Here is a 20,331-nt window from a genome sequence, read left to right as displayed (position 1 = left end):
GGGCAGTTTTTATGACGTTAATTTTCGCACACCGAGGATCGGCAGGAACCCATCCTGAAAATACGATGGTGGCTTTCCGAGAGGCTGCTCGTGTTGGAGCGGAGGGAATTGAAATGGATGTGCAGCTTTCAAAGGATGGCGAAGTAGTCGTTATTCACGACGAAAAGCTTGATCGAACCACAGGTGTCTCTGGCTTTGTGAAAGACAGGACATTAAGAGAGTTGCAAACCTTGAATGCGGCTTCATCCTATGCGGGTAAAGGGTGTGAAGAGCGAATTCCTACGCTTGATGGACTGTTGAAGTGGTTGTACCATACCCATCTCTTTTGCATTATTGAGTTGAAGAACACCTTTTTTATGTATCCGGGACTAGAAGCAAAGGTCATTAGGCTCATCCGGGCGTATGAGATGGAAGAACGAATCATTATTTCTTCCTTTAATCATTATAGTCTGGTTTTTTGCCATCAGTTGGCACCAGAAATAGAAACTGCACCATTGTACCGGGAATTTATGTATATGCCCTGGGTATATGCACGTGCGATTGGTGGAAGTGCGATACATCCTAGTATCCGATCAGCCCCAGACTCGATCATTCAATCTTCCATGGACGATGGGATCCTGGTTCGGCCCTATACCGTTAATAAAGAAGAAGATATGAAGCGGTTATTCAAATTGGGTTGCAGTGCCATCATCACTGATTTTCCGGAAAAAGCAAAAATAGTAAGGGCAAATTATGAAAAGTAAAAAAACAGGGGGCCATGTGATTCATGCCCCCTTGTTCGACGTGTTTAAAATTTGTTAAATCTACTTTGAACTTTGTCTTTTTTACGATCCCGGTGAAGAATAAACCCTGCGATAAAGGCTATCCCTCCTATCGTTATCAGCAGTCCAATTAAAAATTGGATCCAAAGCATGGGATAGGGAGGTTGGAGAATGCCAAATACCATATCCCGCATTATCTTAATTCCGTACGCGGCAAATGCTCCCGGGATAAAAAGGATGGAAAAAGCGATTAAACGTTTCATGTGTCAAGTCCCTTCCAGAAATTCCATATAAAAAATGATAAAGGATAATATATTTTTGTCAAGTATGGGTAATTGAGAAAATCATTGGAATGTGTGAACGGTCATTTTGGAATCAATATGGTAAAATCAAAGATATCATAGGCGGGAACTTACTATCGCAGAAGGAGGAAGTCATGCAAAAGGTGATGATCGTTGGTGGAGGAAAAGGGGGCAGTGCTGTATTGGAGCTCCTACTGGAAAGCAAAACCCTTTTCATTGATTGTATGGCTGATACGAATGAGGCTGCTGAAGGGATCCTGGCTGCAAAGGCACGAAAAATTTGTACAGTATCAAATTGGGAAAGTGCGATGGATAGGGAATTGGATATCATTATTGATACAACCGGTGACCCTGCTGTTTTTAAGGAGATAAAAAAGAAGACGGGACAGCAAACGATACTGGTTCCTGGTAGTGTAGCCCATATTCTTGTTAAACTCATCGAAGAGAAAAATCATCTGATTAATAAGTTGGAAAATTCATCCTCCATAATGGACTTGATATTGAATGCAGCGAGTGAGGGCATGTTAGTGATCAATAAAGACGGCTATGTCACCTTATTCAATCACAATGCTGAACGAATAACCAATACAAAACGGGAAACGGTAATTGGCCGACATATCCTCGATCTTGTTCCTTCCAGTGGGTTATTAAGGGTGATGGAGACGAGGGAACGAGAAGAAAACCAACATATTTCCATCAGTAAATCGGGTATGGAGTTCATTACGTCCAGGATTCCCTTGGTAAGTCACGAAAATGAAATGATAGGCGCATTCTCGCTGTTTAAGAAAAGAACGGAAGCGGAAGCGGTAAAACTAGCTGAACAAATAACGGATTTAAAAGAGATTCAGACCATGCTTGAGGCCATCATTCAGTCTAGTGATGAAGCAATATCGGTGGTGGACGAACGGGGATATGGTTTATTGATCAATCCAGCCTACTCTAGGATAACAGGATTGACGAAAAATCAAGTAATTGGCAAACCGGCTGCCATTGATATTTATGAAGGGGAAAGCATGCATATGAAGGTCCTTAAGACTAGAAAGCCTGTTCGCGGAGTTAACATGCGTGTTGGTCCTAAACATAAGGAAGTAATTGTGAATGTTGCACCAATCATTGTTGAAGGAGTATTGAAAGGAAGCGTTGGAGTCATTCATGACGTTTCTGAAATTCAATCGTTAACTCATGAATTGAACCGTGCAAGGCAAATCATCCGTACTCTTCAGGCAAAATATTCTTTTGATGATATCATTGGCACTTCGGAAGAGATGAAGTTACCTATCGATCAGGCTAAATTGTCTGCGAGAACCCCTGCTACCGTTCTATTAAGAGGTGAATCAGGAACAGGCAAGGAACTGTTTGCCCATGCTATCCATAATGAAAGTGATCGAAAGTTCAATAAATTCGTCCGTGTTAATTGCGCAGCAATTTCGGAATCTTTGTTGGAAAGTGAGCTATTCGGGTATGAAGAGGGTGCTTTTACGGGAGCAAGAAGAGGCGGAAAAACCGGACTGTTTGAGGAGGCCAACCATGGAAGTATATTTTTGGATGAAATCGGTGAGTTGCCGGCGAGTATCCAGGCTAAATTACTTCGGGTTCTCCAGGAACAAGAACTGATAAGGGTGGGTGGTACCAATCCCATACCTATTAATGTCAGGGTGATCGCTGCAACCAACATTAACCTTGAACAAGCCATAGTAAAAGGGACATTCCGTGAAGATCTTTATTTCCGTTTGAACCGGATGCCCATTTTCATCGCCCCATTGCGGAAGCGAAAGGGAGATATAAAAGAACTGGCAGAACATTTGATTCACAAGATCAACCAGGAATACGGGCGAAGCATCGAAGGAATTACAGATGAAGCAATTCATAAAATGCAAATGTATAATTGGCCAGGTAATGTTCGGGAACTAGAAAATATCCTGGGTAGAGCAATTATCTTCATGAAGTTAACCGAGACCATCATGGATGTCCAGCACATTCCGGACTTTATTGAAGATAACATTCCTTTAATACAAGAGAAATCATTAAGAAATGAAGCGTACGTATCGGGAGAAATGCTCATGGAAATAATGGACAGGTATGAAGCGAAGGTTATTCAAGAGGCGATATATACGTATAAGGGGAACAAAACCCTTACAGCAAAGGCGCTTGGCATTTCAGTCAGAAGTTTATATTACAAAATGGAGAAAATGGGAGTGTGAAAAAAACTGCATGCAAATAATTGCACAGTGTGCAAAAAAATGCACGTTCTTGGCGTTTATTATTCTTCGATAAGCAGATGGAATGTATTTAATTAAAAAACTTATAGGATTGGATATCTCTTCTGCTTCCACGTTTTACATCAATTCCCACTCCCTTTTCACAGGAATATATCCACCATATTTATTTTGTTGGCATGTAATTTGCATGTTATTGAATGGAATATGGATTTTTTGGGTAACAAATCGCGAAATGCGCACTATCATATAGGCAAGAGAGCACTAACTAACAATATGACTTTAACCTTTATATGTCAGAAAAGAATGAGGATACAGGATGAGCCTCTCTTTTTTGGCAACTTTGAAAACATCTGAGGGGGGATTCCATTATGGAAATTTTCAACTATTTAGAACGATATGACTATGAGCAGCTATTATTTTGTCAAGATAAACAATCAGGTTTAAAAGCGATCATCGCGATACATGATACGACACTTGGCCCAGCCCTTGGTGGTACTCGCATGTGGACATATGCTTCAGAAGAAGAAGCCATAGAAGATGCGCTAAGACTTTCAAAAGGTATGACTTATAAAAATGCGGCAGCAGGCTTGAATCTAGGTGGTGGAAAAACCGTGATTATCGGAGATCCACGTAAAGACAAAAATGAAGAAATGTTTAGGGCATTCGGTAGGTATATCCAGGGATTGAATGGCCGCTATATTACTGCCGAAGATGTCGGAACCACAGTGGAAGATATGGACCTTATTCATGAAGAAACAGATTATGTCACAGGCATTTCACCTGAGTTCGGTTCATCAGGGAACCCTTCGCCGGTCACCGCTTATGGTGTGTACCGAGGCATGAAAGCAGCGGCAAAGGAAGCATTCGGAAGTGATTCTTTGGAAGGAAAGGTGATTGCCGTTCAGGGGGTAGGGAATGTAGCTTATAATCTATGCCGTCACCTGAATGAAGAAGGAGCGAGACTGATTGTCACTGATATTAATAAAGAGAGTGTAAATCGTGCTGTTGAAACATTTGGTGCCAAAGCTGTAAACCCGGATGAGATTTATGGAGTGGACTGTGATATTTATGCACCTTGTGCATTGGGCGCTGTCATAAATGATGGAACGATCGGTAAAATCAAGGCAAAGGTGATTGCAGGTGCGGCCAATAACCAATTGAAGGAACCGATTCATGGGGACCAAATACATGAAAAAGGAATCATTTATGCACCTGATTATGTCATTAATGCGGGCGGTGTCATAAATGTTGCGGATGAACTGAAAGGGTACAATCGGGAAAGAGCCTTGAAAAAAGTTGAAGGTGTTTATGATAGCATTGAAAGAGTCATTGAAATAGCAAAACGGGATAAAATCCCGACCTATAAAGCAGCTGATAGAATGGCAGAAGAGCGGATTGAAAGAATGAGAAATTCCAGAAGTCAATTTTTACGAGACGAGAAACATATCTTGAACCGACGTAGATGAGTTAAAAAACAACTTGGATTCCTGTGTTATCAGGATGGACATAGGAATTTCCAACAAGGAGGAATGAACATGGCTGAAGAATATGATCTTGTCATTCTTGGCGGAGGAACCGGAGGGTATGTTGCAGCAATCAGGGCGGCACAGCTTGGTTTAAAAACGGCAGTCGTTGAAAAAGAAAAGGTAGGCGGGACATGTTTACATAAAGGCTGTATTCCTTCCAAAGCTTTGTTAAGAAGTGCAGAGGTTTACCAAACGGCTATCAAAAGTGAGGAATTCGGTATTTTCACAGAAAACGTGAATGTGGATTTCAGCAAAGTCCAGGAACGGAAAAACAAGGTGGTCGACCAGCTTTATAGAGGGGTCCAGCACTTGATGAAGCAAGGGAAGATCCACGTTTACGAAGGAATAGGCCGAATACTTGGACCTTCCATCTTTTCACCAATGCCAGGAACAATTTCCGTGGAAATGAATAATGGTAGTGAAAATGAAATGCTGATTCCACAAAATATCATCATTGCTACCGGTTCACGCCCAAAATCATTACCAGGTTTATCGATTGATGGGGATCTTGTCCTTTCTTCCGATGAAGCACTTCAGCTAGACAGCTTGCCAAAATCAATCATTATAGTTGGTGGAGGCGTGATAGGTATTGAATGGGCCTCGATGTTAAATGACTTTGGCGTGGAAGTAACGGTACTAGAATATGCAGATAAAATCATTCCCACAGAAGATCATGAAATTTCGGATGAAATGCTTCGCTTATTGAAGAAAAAAGGCATTACTTTTCATACAGGCGCTAAGGTGTTGCCAGAGACGCTGAAAAAAGATAAATCAGTGTCCATCACTGCAGAAATCAACGGAAAACTCGAGGAGTTCGAGGCAGATAAACTATTGGTTTCCGTTGGAAGAATGGCTAATCTTGAATCGATTGGTTTGGATAATACGGATATCGTCATTGAAAATGGATATATTGTCACCAATGAATTTTTCCAAACGAAAGAGACGCATATGTACGCGATTGGAGATTGCATCGGCGGTTTGCAGTTGGCCCATGTTGCTTCACATGAGGGATTGACGGCAGTTGAACACATGGCAGGAAAAAAACCGGAAAAGATCGACTATTCGCTTATATCGAAATGCATCTACTCAAGTCCAGAAGCGGCAAGCGTCGGCATGACAGAGGAACAGGCCAAAAAAGATGGATATGAATTGAAAATTGGAAAGTTTCCATTCCGGGCTGTCGGTAAAGCCCTTGTTTATGGGGAATCGGATGGATTTGTCAAAATCATCTCGGATAAAAGAACGAATGATATTCTGGGTGTCCACATGATTGGACCGCATGTTACGGATATGATTTCCGAAGCTGGCCTGGCAAAGGTACTGGATGCCACCCCTTGGGAAGTGGCAAAGACGATTCACCCCCATCCAAGTCATTCGGAAGCAATCGGAGAGGCAGCTCTCGCAGTGGATGGCCTTGCCATTCACTCATAAAAAAGGAGGAGGTTTTTTGATAATGGTGGAAACACGTCATGAACAATTGGGTTTGAATGATGAAACCGTATTAGATATGTATCGGACCATGCTGCTGTCACGTAGGATGGATGAGCGGATGTGGCTGTTGAACCGTTCAGGGAAAATTCCTTTTGTGATTTCCTGCCAAGGGCAAGAAGCTGCACAGGTTGGAGCGGCATTTGCCTTGGATCGGCAAAAGGATTACGTATTGCCTTATTATCGGGACGTCGGAGTCGTCTTGTCATTTGGAATGACGGCGAAAGAATTGATGCTATCAGGATTTGCCAAAGCCGAGGATCCCAATTCCGGGGGAAGGCAAATGCCAGGTCACTTTGGACAAAAGAAAAACCGGATCGTTACGGGTTCTTCTCCGGTAACTACACAGGTACCACATGCGGTGGGAATTGCCCTTGCAGGGAAAATGGAAGGAAAGGACCTGGTGACATTCGTCACGTTTGGGGAAGGTTCATCCAATCAAGGTGATTTTCATGAAGGGGCCAACTTTGCAGGCGTCCATAAGCTTCCAGTCATCTTTATGTGTGAAAACAACCAATACGCCATATCCGTTCCTATATCCAAACAGCTTTCCTGTGAAAAGGTATCGGACCGGGCAATTGGATACGGCATGCCTGGAATCACGGTGGATGGCAATGATCCGTTGGAGGTATATAAAGCGGTTAAAGAAGCGGCTGATCGCGCTCGTAGAGGAGAAGGCCCCACTTTAGTTGAAACCGTTTCATATAGGCTGACTCCCCATTCAAGTGATGACGATGACCGCAGTTATCGTGAAGCTGAAGAAGTGGCTGAAGCGAAAACAAAAGATTCCATCATGACTTTTGGAGCGTATTTAAAGGAAGCGGGTATCATGGATGAAACCCTTGAAAAACAACTTAATGATGAAGTGATGAAAATAGTGAACGAAGCTACAGATTACGCCGAACATGCTCCATATCCGAAAGCTGAAAGCGCTATGGATCATGTTTACGAACAAAAGTAAGGGGGGAAAAGGATGTCGGTAATTTCTTATATAGATGCAGTGACAATGGCAATGCGCGAAGAGATGGAAAGAGATTCGCGAGTATTCGTTTTGGGGGAGGATGTCGGGAAAAAGGGCGGAGTCTTTAAGGCGACAAATGGTCTATATGAGCAATTCGGTGAATCAAGGGTCATCGATACGCCCCTTGCAGAGTCAGCGATTGCTGGTGTAGGAATTGGGGCAGCCATGTATGGACTACGACCTATTGCCGAAATCCAATTTGCGGATTTTATCATGCCCGCTGTAAATCAAATTGTTTCCGAAGCGGCAAAGATCCGTTATCGTTCCAATAATGATTGGAACTGCCCAATGGTCATCCGTGCTCCGTATGGTGGCGGAGTTCACGGAGCGTTATATCATTCCCAATCCGTGGAAGCTATGTTCGCGAACCAACCAGGATTGAAAATTGTGATGCCTTCCACCCCATATGATGTAAAAGGCTTGCTTAAAGCTGCCATTCGCGACGAGGATCCGGTACTTTTCTTTGAACATAAGCGTGCGTACCGTTTGATTAAAGGTGAAGTTCCGAATGATGATTATGTACTGCCAATCGGTAAAGCTGATGTGAAAAGAGAGGGAGAGGACATTACTGTCATAACCTATGGGCTTTGTGTTCACTTTGCTCTCCAAGCGGCAGAAAAACTAGCAATGGATGGTATTTCAGCGCATATTTTAGATTTGCGCACCGTATATCCGTTGGATAAGGAAGCCATCATAGAAGCGGCTTCCAAAACGGGTAAGGTCTTATTGGTTACAGAAGATAATAAAGAGGGTAGCATCATGAGTGAGGTTGCAGCCATCATTGCCGAGCATTGCCTATTCGATTTGGATGCCCCAATCAAGCGACTGGCTGGTCCGGACATCCCTGCAATGCCTTATGCACCTACAATGGAAAAATATTTTATGGTTACCCCTGATAAAGTGGAGAAGACGATGAGAGAACTGGCTGAATTTTAATAGAAAAGAAGGAGGATTAAATGATGGCGATAGAACAAATGAAAATGCCCCAGCTTGGTGAAAGCGTGACAGAAGGGACCATAAGTAAATGGCTTGTTCAGCCAGGAGATCACGTGACGAAGTATGATCCACTAGCTGAAGTGATGACGGATAAAGTAAACGCTGAAGTTCCTTCTTCTTTTACGGGGATTGTTAAGGAGTTAAAGGCGGATGAGAATCAAACGCTGGCTGTGGGGGAAGTTATATGTTCCATTGAGGTCGAATCAACCAAGCCCAAGGAAGAGGAAAAAGAAGACCCAGCAGAGAAAAATGATGATGCAGTTAATAGCATGGAGCCTAACGTGGAAACTCCGACTCCGAATAAAGTCCGGTTTTCTCCCGCTGTACTAAAGCTCTCCCAGGAACATGATATCGATCTCTCTCAAGTGAATGGGACGGGGAATGAAGGAAGGATAACGCGTAAAGACTTATTGAAACTCATTGAGTCCGGAAACCTCCCTCAATCGGCAGCTGGTGTAAGAACTGCGTCCGAGCCAAAAGAACATCTGCCCCAATCATTGCCATCAAATGAGAAAGAAACTGTCATTCCTAGCATGACTGGAGATAGAGAAATACCCGTAACTGGGGTAAGGAAAGCGATTGCTTCGAATATGTCGAAAAGTAAGCATGAGATTCCGCATGGATGGACAATGGTTGAAGTTGATGCGACGAATATGGTTAAACTTAGGGATTCACTTAAATCGGATTTCAAACAAAAAGAAGGGTATAACTTAACCTACTTTGCATTCTTTGTTAAAGCGATTGCGCAGGCTCTAACCGAATTTCCTCAGATCAATTCAATGTGGGCAGGCGATAAAATCATTCAAAGAAAAGAAATTAATATTTCAATCGCGGTCGCAACGGAAGATGCTTTATTTGTTCCGGTCATAAAAAATGCAGATGAAAAGTCGATCAAAGGGATTGCTAGGGAAATCAATGACCTGGCATCAAAGGTGAAAGCAGGAAAGTTAAGAGTCGAGGATATGCAAGGCGGCACTTTCACTGTCAATAATACTGGTTCATTTGGATCGGTCCAGTCCATGGGAATTATAAATCATCCGCAGGCAGCGATTCTACAAGTGGAGACCATTGTAAAAAGACCTGTCGTCATCAATGACATGATAGCGGTCCGTGATATGGTCAACCTATGTTTATCACTAGATCATCGGGTATTGGACGGTCTTGTATGCGGCAGATTCTTAGCGCGAGTAAAAGAAATCATTGAAAAAATAACATCGGATAATACATCTGTTTATTAATAGGGAAAAAGAAGGAGGTAACCATAAAGGTGCTTCCTTTTCTCTGTGCCTCTTTAACTGTTTATGAATAGAAATATAAGAGTATTTAGAAAATAGTCGACAATATTTTTATTTTTGCTATTATTTTATAGAGGCTCTTCTCATAATTATTCTCCATCTTCTATCATATGGTTTTTTTAACAGGTTTTGATATTAGCTAAAATTATAAGAATATTATGATAGAATATATATAAATTGATGGGAGAGTGTTTTTCTTATGTAATTGACTGAGCGTTCGGTCTACGTATTGGCGATTGAACCAGTAGGAAAGCAAAATATAAGGGAGCGATTAAAATGGAATTGAAAGATGTAAAAAACATATCCTTTCCAAAACCTTCATTAGAAGAGTGGAAGGAAGCAGCAGAAACTAGTTTAAAAGGCAGAAGTGTCGAAAAATTAAAAACGAATACATATGAAGGCATCACTTTAAATCCCCTCTATACAGAGGAATCTGTTTCAGATGGAGAACAAACAGAGCTTCCCGGATTTGCTCCCTTTACACGTGGAATTGCTCCGACCGGTTATTACGAGCAGCCATGGTTTGTCGTACAACCTGTAAGCGGTATCACAGCTGACGAGGCAAATGAAAAGATGCACGCCGCACTAGAGCGCGGTCAGAATATTGTCGTCTATCCAGCTCATCTTCTTGCGGAGGGTGCGAGAGTTTCAAAACTTTTTAATGGCCTATCATTAAATGAACTTCCCGTTTTCATTGACCTGAAGGGAAAGCAAAAGGAACTATTCACTCAATTCAAAGCTGTTGCAAATCAACAAAATGCGCAAATTAAGGGTGTGCTTGCAGAAGATCCGATTGCAGAATGGTTAGTCGGTGGTCAAGTTCCTGAAGATACAGAAACATATTTTGCAGAATGGGCAAAAACAATCCAAGATTATCAACAGATTGGTCCGGACTTAAAGTCAATTCTTGTTAACACGGCTAGTTTTCATAATGGAGGAGCCAATGCAATTCAAGAGCTTGCCTATGGATTGGCAGTTGCTGTCCAATATATATGGGAAGGGCAAAAACAAGGGATTTCCGTACAGGATATTGTCGGAAAGATCGTGTTTTCCTTTGCAGTGGATTCCAATTACTTTATGTCGATTGCGAAGATACGGGCGGCTAGAAGACTTTGGGCTGGTCTAGCGGATGCTTTTGAAGAGGATGCCGAGTATTTTAAAATGGTTATACATGCAGTTACATCCGAGTTGACAGAAACGCTCTATGATCAACACGTGAATATTCTGCGGACCACGAATCAAGCATTTGCTGCAGCAATTGGAGGGATTCAGTACTTGCAGATCCATCCATTTAATCATGCTTCAGGTGAGTGTAATGAATTTTCGGAAAGAATAGCACGCAACACGCATTTAATCCTTAAAGAGGAAACGAATATCACAACGGTGGTCGATCCTGCCGGCGGATCTTGGTATGTCGAGCAATTGACGGATGAATTGGCTGATAAAGCATGGGTGAAGTTCCTTGAGATTGACGAGGCAGGCGGGGTACTTGATGCCATTATGCAAGGAACTTTACAAGCAGACATAGCAAAAGTCTACGAGGAAAGGGTCCAGAATGCGGCACTACGGAAAGAAAGTATTATTGGTACCAACGTTTATCCGAACCCTACCGATAAAATCAAAGTTCCTACAACTGAAACACAGAGATCATATATGGTGGTTCAGGGGCCAGTAGACATTACACCAATCAAGTTAGATCGTATATCATCCCAATTTGAACAGTTAAGATTACGAAGTGAAGAGTGTAAACAAAATGGCGGGAAAGCACCGACAATCGGCCTTATTAACTTGAATGAACTTAAATCTTATAAGCCTCGTGCTGATTTTATAAAAGGCTTTGTTGCAGCCGGTGGAATTGAAACGATGGAAAGTGAAGGATGCCATGATAGTAAGGAAGCGGTGGATTATATAGCTGAAACCAAGCTTTCCATATACTGTGTATGTGGAAGTGATCTTGATTACTCGGATAAGGCGGAATCCATCATAAAAGAGATTAAACAGCAATACCCACACATCAAGCTATATGTCGCTGGAAAGCAATCGGCAGAATTGGAGACCGTTTTATTGGAGTCTGGAGCGGACGACTTTATCCATGTTAAAACGAATGTTGTGGCGGTCTTGACAGAACTACTACAAGAGCTAGGGGTGAATGAACAATGAAAAAACCAAATTTCTCTACCATAAATCCTGCTAAGTCTGAGCGTAAAGGAACAGTTGAATTATGGAAACAAGAGGCAGAAGCAGCAGTTGAACAAAACATCGAGGAACTTTTATTCGAAACGAATGAACAAATCAAGGTTAAACCATTATATATGAAAGAAGATAGTCAGAATTTGGAGCACATGGAAAGTGTACCGGGAATTGCTCCATATACAAGGGGACCCTATCCATCCATGTATGTGAACCGGCCATGGACAGTACGACAATATGCAGGGTTCTCAACTGCGGAGGAATCCAACGCATTTTACCGCAGGAATTTAGCGATGGGTCAAAAGGGTCTCTCGGTGGCCTTCGATTTGGCAACACATCGCGGCTATGATTCGGATCATCCTCGTGTTGTTGGGGATGTAGGAAAAGCGGGTGTGGCGATAGACTCGATTTTGGATATGAAGATCCTATTTGATGGAATACCACTCGATCAAATGTCGGTATCCATGACAATGAATGGAGCGGTTTTACCTATTCTTGCTTTTTATATCGTTACAGCCGAGGAGCAGGGAGTCACCCAGGATAAGCTTTCTGGTACCATTCAAAATGATATCTTAAAGGAATACATGGTTAGGAATACGTATATCTATCCACCCGAGATGTCGATGAAAATCATTGCTGATATATTTGAATATACTTCAAAATATATGCCAAAGTTCAATTCAATATCCATTTCCGGTTATCACCTACAAGAAGCTGGAGCACCTGCGGATATCGAGCTTGCTTATACGTTGGCGGATGGCCTGGAATATGCAAGGACAGGAATGAAAGCCGGTATCGATATTGATAAATTTGCCCCTCGTTTGTCGTTCTTCTGGGCTGTTGGAATGAACTATTTCATGGAAGTGGCAAAAATGAGAGCGGGACGGTTCATATGGTCAAAACTAATGAAACAGTTTGAACCGAAGAATAAGAAAGCGATGGCTTTACGAACACACTCCCAAACATCGGGGTGGAGCCTTTCAGAGCAAGATCCTTTCAATAATGTGGCACGAACACTGATCGAGGCGCATGCAGCTGCCTTGGGCCATACCCAATCTTTGCATACGAACGCATTGGATGAGGCCATTGCCCTTCCAACCGATTTCTCAGCACGTATTGCCCGGAATACACAGCTTTATCTTCAAGAGGAGACTGGCATTACAAAGGTCATCGATCCATGGGCAGGTTCCTATTATGTCGAATCGCTAACAAATGAACTGATTGAAAGGGCTTGGGCTCATATCGAAGAAATTGAAGGTCTTGGGGGCATGGCAAAGGCGATTGAAACCGGTCTTCCAAAAATGAGGATTGAAGAAGCGGCAGCAAAACGTCAAGCTAAAATCGATTCTCAAGATGAAACAATCGTGGGTGTCAACAAATATCGCCTGAAAAAAGAAGATGCGATTGAAATCTTGGAGATAGATAATACCGCCGTCCGCGAAAGTCAACTTAAGCGTTTAAGCATTCTTAAAGAAAAAAGAGATCAGTCGAAAGTCGATGAAGCTCTTCAGGCATTGACGCAAGCGGCACGAACTGGTGAAGGTAACTTGCTTGAATTGGCAGTACAGGCAACTCGAGTCCGCGCTTCACTTGGGGAAATTTCCGATGCAATTGAAGAAGTGGCTGGTCGTCATAAGGCCACCATCCGTTCTATTAGTGGTGTTTATAGCTCAGCTTATTCGAAAGAAGCGGAAATTGAAGAAGTAATTGCCATGACTGACGAATTTCTTGAAAATGAAGGCAGACGCCCTCGTTTATTGATGGCTAAGATGGGGCAGGACGGCCATGATCGGGGATCGAAAGTGGTTGGTACGGGGTTTGCTGATTTAGGCTATGATGTTGACATCGGACCACTATTCCAAACACCGGAGGAAACCGCTCTTCAGGCTGTGGAAAATGATGTGCATGTTGTTGGGATGAGCTCGCTCGCTGCCGGCCACAAAACACTATTGCCGCAATTGATGGCCGAGTTGAAAAAATTGGGCCGGGAAGACATTATCGTCATTGTCGGTGGAGTCATCCCAGCACAAGATTATGATTATTTAATGCAAAACGGCGCATCAGCGATTTTTGGACCTGGCACGGTCATCCCGCAGGCAGCTAAAAAAGTGCTACAAGAAATATACCATCGCCTAGGATATGAGGAAGTGGCACAGTAATGAGTGAAGATAAGAAGCCGGAATGGGTCGATCCTAACAATCAGGATGGTTTTGCTTCTTCGTTAAAGCCAGGTGTGGAATTGGATGCTGGTCATAATAAAGCATCAAAAAGTAGATTTATCAAAAAGAAAAATGAGAGAATCTCGATACCACAATTGAAAGATGGAATCTTGACCGGGGAGAGAGCAAAGCTTGCAAAAGGGATCACATTAGTGGAAAGCAATGCCGAACATCATTTCGAGTTGGCACAAGAACTATTGCACTCAATTCTCCCACACACAGGTGCTTCGCTCCGCATCGGCATTTCAGGTGTCCCTGGGGCTGGTAAAAGTACATTCATCGAAACCTTTGGAACGTTTTTATGTAATAAAGGATATAAGGTTGCGGTACTCGCTGTCGATCCAAGTTCCTCGATTAATGGAGGGAGCATCCTTGGGGATAAGACGAGGATGGAGGAACTGGCACGGAATCCTCAAGCTTTTATCCGACCTTCCCCATCAGAAGGAACTTTGGGTGGGGTGCATAGGAAAACGAGGGAAACGATGTTACTTTGTGAGGCGGCCGGTTTTGATGTGATTTTGATTGAAACGGTGGGTGTAGGGCAGAGTGAAGCGATTGTCCGAAGTATGGTCGACTTTTTCATGTTGCTTGTCCTAACAGGAGCCGGAGATGAATTGCAGGGCATGAAAAAAGGAATCATGGAACTTGTTGATGGTATAGTGGTCAATAAAGCAGACGGTGAAAACATTCCGCTTGCGAACAGGACAAGGTCGGAATACAGTCGTATTCTCCATTTCCTTCAGCCTGCCACTAAGGGGTGGGCTGGAAAAGCGTATACATGTTCTTCTGTTACAGGAAAAGGGATTCCTGAAATTTGGGACGTATTACAGGACTTTTCGCAGACAACAAAGTTATCGGGTGTTTTTCAGGAACGGAGAAGAATGCAATCCAAAGAGTGGTTGTATTCATTAATAGACCATCAGCTTAAAACCATGTTCTATAAAAATGATACTGTCAAAGGCTTACTGCCCAAGCTTGAAAATGAAGTGATGTCCGGTAATAAAACGGTCACTAAAGCCGTACAACAAGCATTTCAATCGTTCTCTGAATCCTTAAGTTCGAATGAATGCGGTCCCACAGATAACGAACGGATATAGCTCTCCCTTTCTTATCACCAATTGGAATCTTGATGTTTTTAATCATGGCCAGTTAAATTGATTGAATCGGGCTTCGTCAATTGTTATGATAGTGGTGAAGAGAAAAAGCTGGAAGGAGCACTATACTATGAATATGGATTTCAATTTTTTAATGAATGACGTGGTCAAACAAGCTCGCGATGAGATTAAGACTGCTGGATATACAGAACTGACGACTGCTGAGGAAGTAGAAGATGTATTGGCCCAAAAGGGTACGACGCTAGTTATGGTCAATTCCGTTTGTGGTTGTGCTGGGGGAATTGCTAGACCAGCTGCAGCCCATGCGATTCATAACGATAAACGTCCTAATCAGCTTGTAACTGTTTTTGCAGGTCAAGATAAGGAAGCGACTGAGAAGGCCCGTGATTATTTCGAAGGATATCCACCATCATCACCATCATTCGCTCTTCTGAAAGATGGAAAAATCATCACGATGATTGAGCGTCATGAAATCGAGGGTCATCATCCAATGTCTGTAGTGGAAAAATTGCAAGCTTACTTCGATGAATATTGTGAAGAAGTGTAAGACTTTGCTTATGCATTAAGCTTACTAGTATCTTTTAAGAAAACCGCCGAGTTTGGCGGTTTTTTTATTGGTGAATTTGCTTGGAATCAGTTGGAAAAAGAAGAAATTGGTTAGTTAACCAGGTGTATTTTGTAGTAGGTAGAGTATTATATTAGAATTTGGTTAAAATAATATTCTAAAAAATAAATTTTTCATTAAGCTTATTGAATAATTATAAGAATGTGTTAAAATACACAAGAGTGCATGAATATTAGTTCGCATACGAGTTTAAGTTTATCGTAATTTGGCCATTGGCTCATACAAGAATCAAAAACTACTTGGAGGAATAATGATGAAATTGAAAAAGCGGGTAGCATTGTTGCTTACTTCTGTTTTATTAGTAGGTATTTTAGCAGCATGTGGAACCTCAGAGAAAAAAGAAGAGAATACATCAGGTAATAAAGATAAAAAAGTGCTAGTAATGGGAACATCTGCGGATTATCCACCGTTTGAATATGTTGAAACATCCAAAAGCGATGAAATCAAAGGATTTGACGTAGATATCGCTAAAGCGATCGGTAAGAAATTAGGATATGAAATCCAGGTGAAGGATATTGATTTTAACAGTCTTGTTCCATCACTTGAAAATAAATCGGTGGATTTTGTTATCTCTGGAATGACTCCAACACCGAAACGTGAGAAATCCGTTGATTTTAGTGATATTTATTATACAGCGAAAAACATGATCATTACGACAGATGGCAGCAAGATAAAAACGGTAGATGATTTAAAAGGGAAAACGGTAGGCGTACAGCTTGCTTCCATTCAAGAGACATTGGCAAATGACTTGAATAAAAATGAAAATATCGGGATGAAGATTGAAAAACGGAATCGTATTCCTGAAATCATCCAGGAAATGGTTGCGAAACGTTTTGATGCCGTGATTATTGAAGATACAGTTGCTAAAGGATATTTGAAAGACAATCCGGATTTAGTAGGATATGAGATGGAAACTGGGGAAGAAGACGCTGGTTCCGCTATTGCATTCCAAAAGGGCAGTGATTTAACGGAAGATTTCAATGCTGAACTGAACGAAATGTTGGAAAATGGTGAAATGGAAAAATTAATTCTAAAATGGTTCGGTGGCAGTGAAACTAAATAGTACAGAGAAAAGGGAAAACGTTCAGAAGTGATAAAATACGCCTTCTGAGCGTTTTTCCACGCTTTATTGAGTATAAAGTGAATAAGGAAGGCCTTTATAGGTCTTTATAAGAGAGGATGAATGGAGTGAATCTGGATTTTGAAAGGATTATGCCTTCTCTTCCATATATCATGGAGGGAATACCGACTACACTAAAAGTTGTGGCGGTTGCGGCTGTAATCGGTTTTGTTTTGGGGATCATCTTATCCATACTGAAAATCAGCAGAATTAAGCCGTTAAATTGGATTGCTGACTTTTATACATCGATTTTCCGCGGTACACCATTAGTTTTACAATTAATGCTTATTTATTTTGGTTCCCCACAAATTTTAGGGATTCAAATCGAAGCGTTTCAGGCTGCTTTCTTGGCTTTCGGCTTAAACTCTGCCGCGTATATCTCGGAAATCATCAGGGGTGGTATATTAGCGGTCGATAAAGGCCAACGTGAAGCCGCGCTTGCCCTTGGGGTTCCTTATTCAAGTATGATGTTGAATATCATCTTGCCACAGGCCATCAAGAACATTCTCCCTTCTTTAGTGAATGAAATCATTTCCTTAACGAAGGAATCCGCCGTGGTAACCATCATCGGTTTAGGCGATATTATGCGCCGTTCTTATATTGTCGGTGGTGAGACCTATAAATTCTTCGAGCCGATATTATTTGCCGGTCTCATTTATTATGTGATGGTCATGATTCTCACTATCTTAGGTAAAGTGATCGAAAGGAGAATGAGACGCAGTGATTAAAATAGATCAGCTTCAAAAGAGTTATGGCAAACTTAACGTTCTAAAAGGAATCAGTACAGAAATTGGACAGGGTGAAGTCCTAGCGATAATCGGTCCCTCCGGATCAGGAAAGTCGACTTTTCTCCGGTGTATCAATATGCTTGAAACACCTACTGATGGACAGATTTGGTTCAAAGATCAAAATATTACGGATAAAAAGACTAATATTATGAAAGTCCGTGAGAATGTCGGGATGGTATTTCAGCATTTTCATTTATTTCCACATAAGACAGTGCTTGAGAATCTGACATATGCGCCTATGAAGGTGAAAAAGTTATCGAAAGCAGACGCTGTGAAACAGGCAAGAGAGCTTTTGAATAAAGTCGGATTGGCTGATAAGGAAACAACGTATCCAAATCGTCTTTCCGGCGGGCAAAAACAAAGGGTTGCCATAGCACGTGCATTGGCCATGAATCCAGAAGTCATGCTGTTTGACGAGCCGACTTCCGCATTAGACCCGGAAATGGTAAAAGAAGTATTGGACGTTATGAAGTCACTGGCCCATACCGGGATGACAATGTTAATTGTTACGCATGAAATGGGATTTGCTAAAGAAGTGGCCGATCGGGTTCTATTCTTGGATGGCGGCTTGCTTGTTGAGGAAAGTGCTCCGGAAGAGTTCTTTTCCAACCCGAAAAGCCAGCGTGCCAAAGATTTTCTTCAAAAAGTGCTTTAGAATGAAAAAATGAACATGTAGTGAAAAAAGGTAACTTTAGTTACCTTTTTTATTTTATCCAAATAATGTATCATAGGTATAACGAATTATTAATAATTTAGAATTTTCCTTCATAAAGGACTGTAAAATTATCTGAATAGCTGATAGTATTATAATAGAAGTGAAAGAAGCAGGGTGATACATAACAATGTTCAAAATCGGGTATAGAACGATTAAAACTGCTATGGGGGCATCCATCGCAATTATTATTGCACAATTGCTGGGTTTGAATAATTTCTCTTCTGCTGGCATCATAACGATTTTATGTATACAGGTTACAAAAAGGAAATCGGTATTTGCCTCCTGGCATCGATTTTTGGCTTGTATGATCGCAATGCTTTATTCTACTTTACTGTTTCAGGGTATAGCTTTCCATCCCCTTGTAATCGGGCTAATCCTTCTCATCTTCATCCCGACTACAGTTGCCTTGAATGTTAGCCAGGGAATAGTTACAAGCAGTGTCATCATCCTACATCTCTATGGCTCTGGAAAGATTACTATTGCACTGCTCGTCAATGAAACGATTTTGATTGTCGTTGGAGTGGGTGTGGCACTTATCATGAATCTATACATGCCTAGTGTGGAAAAAAAATTAATTGCTTACCAGGATAGAATTGAGATGAATTTTAGTGCTATCTTAATGGCAGTTGTCCGCTATTTACGGGATAATGACCATACATGGGATGGAAAGGAAATTACAAAAACAGCAAATCTTCTTAATGAAGCCAAAAGTCTTGCCTTTAGGGATGTGGAGAATCATTTTCTTCGGGAAGAAGATCTCCATTATCATTATTTCAAAATGAGGGAAAAGCAATTCGAAATTATTGAGAGGATTCTCCCTTTGGTCACAAATATTCCTTTAAGAGTGAAGCAAAGCGGTATATTGGCAGACTTTATAGAGGATTTGGCTGAAAATGTTCATCCTCAAAATACGGCGATCCTTTACTTGAGGAAACTTGAGGAAATGGAAGAGTTTTTTAAGGGGATGGAACTTCCTCAAACCCGGGAAGAGTTTGAATCACGTGCAGCTTTATTGCAGCTTATGAAGGAAATGGAACGCTATTTATTGCTTAAGCATTCTTTCAAGGGATTCCCTAAGGAGAGTCATAATAGAATGAAAAAGAGGCCGTTGGCTTAAACTAAGCAAAAAAGTAAAGGAACTGATAGAAATGAAACGAATCCTTTCTTTATTGTTATTGCTTGTCTTGTCAGCTGTACCATCTCAGGCCCTTGCTCAAACCGTAAATCACGGAGAGCCATTCATTATTATCAATAAAGCGAATAATAAACTGGCTTTCATTGACGACAACGTGGTACAAGAGATACTTCCAGTCGGAACAGGCAAGAGTCAGGAATTGACGCCTGAAGGGTTATTTACCGTCAAAGTAAAAGCGGTTAATCCTTACTATCGAAAAAAGAATATCCCTGGTGGAGATCCCAGAAATCCGCTTGGGTCAAGATGGATTGGTTTTGATGCCAGGAATACAGATGGCAGGATTTATGGGATACATGGAACCAATCAACCATCCTCAATCGGGAAATACATTTCCAATGGTTGTGTGAGGATGCATAAACCGGATGTAGAGCGGTTATATGACAAGGTTCCGATTGGGACAAAGGTTCTAATAACTCTATCAAATGAAAGTTTCAACACGTTAGCCAGAAATATAGGGGCTATCAAATAAGAAAGAGGGAAGCTTTTAGCTCCCCTCCTGCAGCCTATTACAATAAAAATGCGATGCCTGATAGTAAGGTCGTCAATAACATCGAGATAAGCATGAGATAGACAACAACTTTTCTTACTTTTTTATTTTTCATTATGTTCTCTCCTCAAACAGTATGATTATTTTCATTTTAACTTGAACATATAGGAGAAACAAGCAAAAGTGCAATATTCTCATTATTCAAAAGAATGGTATAGTTACATAATGAATTGATAGAAAATTCAATAGAGTGAAAATAGTACATAGTA

Annotated in this window: 18 protein-coding genes; 16 read left to right on the top strand and 2 right to left on the bottom strand. The window is 41.5% G+C overall.

All coding sequences use genetic code 11. The features are described from left to right. The first annotated feature begins 11 nt into the window (after positions 1–11). Complete coding sequence (locus tag ACQKIC_RS05900) at positions 12–743, top strand: glycerophosphodiester phosphodiesterase (RefSeq protein WP_427590466.1); 732 nt, start codon at positions 12–14, stop codon at positions 741–743. A 44-nt stretch (positions 744–787) separates the two neighbouring features. Here ACQKIC_RS05900 and ACQKIC_RS05895 read toward each other — a convergent pair whose 3' ends face one another. Beyond that, on the bottom strand, positions 788–1,024 hold the full coding sequence (locus ACQKIC_RS05895) for a DUF2627 domain-containing protein (protein ID WP_402869389.1): 237 nt from the start codon (positions 1,022–1,024) through the stop codon (positions 788–790). Between the two features lie 173 nt (positions 1,025–1,197). Between ACQKIC_RS05895 and ACQKIC_RS05890 the strand changes: the two genes are divergently transcribed. The 15 genes from ACQKIC_RS05890 to ACQKIC_RS05820 all read left to right on the top strand — a co-directional run bounded on the left by ACQKIC_RS05890 (position 1,198) and on the right by ACQKIC_RS05820 (position 20,044). Then, a complete protein-coding gene (locus ACQKIC_RS05890) occupies positions 1,198–3,264 on the top strand; it encodes a sigma 54-interacting transcriptional regulator (RefSeq protein WP_427590465.1) in 2,067 nt (688 codons plus the stop codon). Between the two features lie 386 nt (positions 3,265–3,650). Beyond that, positions 3,651–4,748: a branched-chain amino acid dehydrogenase gene (bcd, locus tag ACQKIC_RS05885; RefSeq protein ID WP_402869385.1), complete on the top strand. Its 1,098-nt coding sequence runs from the start codon at positions 3,651–3,653 to the stop codon at positions 4,746–4,748. A 69-nt stretch (positions 4,749–4,817) separates the two neighbouring features. Then, positions 4,818–6,239 carry a dihydrolipoyl dehydrogenase gene (gene lpdA, locus ACQKIC_RS05880; protein WP_427590464.1) on the top strand — a complete coding sequence of 474 codons (1,422 nt, stop codon included), beginning with the start codon at positions 4,818–4,820 and terminating at the stop codon, positions 6,237–6,239. Positions 6,240–6,261: 22 nt separating this feature from the next. Beyond that, complete coding sequence (locus ACQKIC_RS05875; protein ID WP_402869882.1) at positions 6,262–7,257, top strand: thiamine pyrophosphate-dependent dehydrogenase E1 component subunit alpha; 996 nt, start codon at positions 6,262–6,264, stop codon at positions 7,255–7,257. 12 nt (positions 7,258–7,269) lie between these two features. After that, complete coding sequence (locus ACQKIC_RS05870; protein WP_402869381.1) at positions 7,270–8,253, top strand: alpha-ketoacid dehydrogenase subunit beta; 984 nt, start codon at positions 7,270–7,272, stop codon at positions 8,251–8,253. Between the two features lie 23 nt (positions 8,254–8,276). Beyond that, entirely contained in the window at positions 8,277–9,551 is a 1,275-nt protein-coding gene (locus ACQKIC_RS05865) for a dihydrolipoamide acetyltransferase family protein (protein ID WP_427590970.1), read from the top strand. A 333-nt stretch (positions 9,552–9,884) separates the two neighbouring features. After that, on the top strand, positions 9,885–11,768 hold the full coding sequence (locus ACQKIC_RS05860; protein WP_427590463.1) for a methylmalonyl-CoA mutase family protein: 1,884 nt from the start codon (positions 9,885–9,887) through the stop codon (positions 11,766–11,768). Beyond that, positions 11,765–13,957: a methylmalonyl-CoA mutase gene (gene scpA / locus ACQKIC_RS05855; protein ID WP_403079340.1), complete on the top strand. Its 2,193-nt coding sequence runs from the start codon at positions 11,765–11,767 to the stop codon at positions 13,955–13,957. The genes ACQKIC_RS05860 and scpA overlap by 4 nt, the downstream gene beginning before the upstream one ends. Beyond that, complete coding sequence (meaB, locus tag ACQKIC_RS05850) at positions 13,957–15,114, top strand: methylmalonyl Co-A mutase-associated GTPase MeaB (RefSeq protein ID WP_402956589.1); 1,158 nt, start codon at positions 13,957–13,959, stop codon at positions 15,112–15,114. Before scpA ends, meaB begins: the two co-directional genes overlap by 1 nt. Before the next feature lie 127 nt (positions 15,115–15,241). Beyond that, the gene (locus ACQKIC_RS05845; protein ID WP_402869372.1) at positions 15,242–15,679 is read left to right on the top strand and encodes a BrxA/BrxB family bacilliredoxin; all 438 of its coding nucleotides are present in this window, start codon (positions 15,242–15,244) and stop codon (positions 15,677–15,679) included. Between the two features lie 337 nt (positions 15,680–16,016). Then, positions 16,017–16,820 (top strand): transporter substrate-binding domain-containing protein, encoded by an 804-nt coding sequence (locus ACQKIC_RS05840; protein ID WP_402956967.1) that lies wholly within the window; start codon positions 16,017–16,019, stop codon positions 16,818–16,820. 125 nt (positions 16,821–16,945) lie between these two features. Further along, the gene (locus ACQKIC_RS05835) at positions 16,946–17,605 is read left to right on the top strand and encodes an amino acid ABC transporter permease (protein ID WP_402869370.1); all 660 of its coding nucleotides are present in this window, start codon (positions 16,946–16,948) and stop codon (positions 17,603–17,605) included. Further along, positions 17,598–18,320, top strand: coding sequence for an amino acid ABC transporter ATP-binding protein (locus tag ACQKIC_RS05830; protein WP_402986173.1), 723 nt, complete (start codon positions 17,598–17,600; stop codon positions 18,318–18,320). The genes ACQKIC_RS05835 and ACQKIC_RS05830 overlap by 8 nt, the downstream gene beginning before the upstream one ends. A 187-nt stretch (positions 18,321–18,507) precedes the next feature. Further along, on the top strand, positions 18,508–19,497 hold the full coding sequence (locus tag ACQKIC_RS05825; protein ID WP_402986171.1) for an aromatic acid exporter family protein: 990 nt from the start codon (positions 18,508–18,510) through the stop codon (positions 19,495–19,497). Positions 19,498–19,528: 31 nt separating this feature from the next. Next, on the top strand, positions 19,529–20,044 hold the full coding sequence (locus tag ACQKIC_RS05820) for a L,D-transpeptidase (RefSeq protein WP_402869365.1): 516 nt from the start codon (positions 19,529–19,531) through the stop codon (positions 20,042–20,044). 37 nt (positions 20,045–20,081) lie between these two features. Here ACQKIC_RS05820 and prli42 read toward each other — a convergent pair whose 3' ends face one another. Next, positions 20,082–20,177: a stressosome-associated protein Prli42 gene (prli42, locus tag ACQKIC_RS05815; RefSeq protein WP_402869363.1), complete on the bottom strand. Its 96-nt coding sequence runs from the start codon at positions 20,175–20,177 to the stop codon at positions 20,082–20,084. Positions 20,178–20,331 lie beyond the last annotated feature (154 nt).

Origin of the sequence: Peribacillus sp. NPDC046944 (assembly GCF_050272735.1) — a bacterium.
Lineage (GTDB): Bacteria > Bacillota > Bacilli > Bacillales > DSM-1321 > Peribacillus.
The sequence above is the reverse complement of the archived record's forward strand: the minus strand, read 5'-3'. Positions and strand labels throughout refer to the sequence as shown.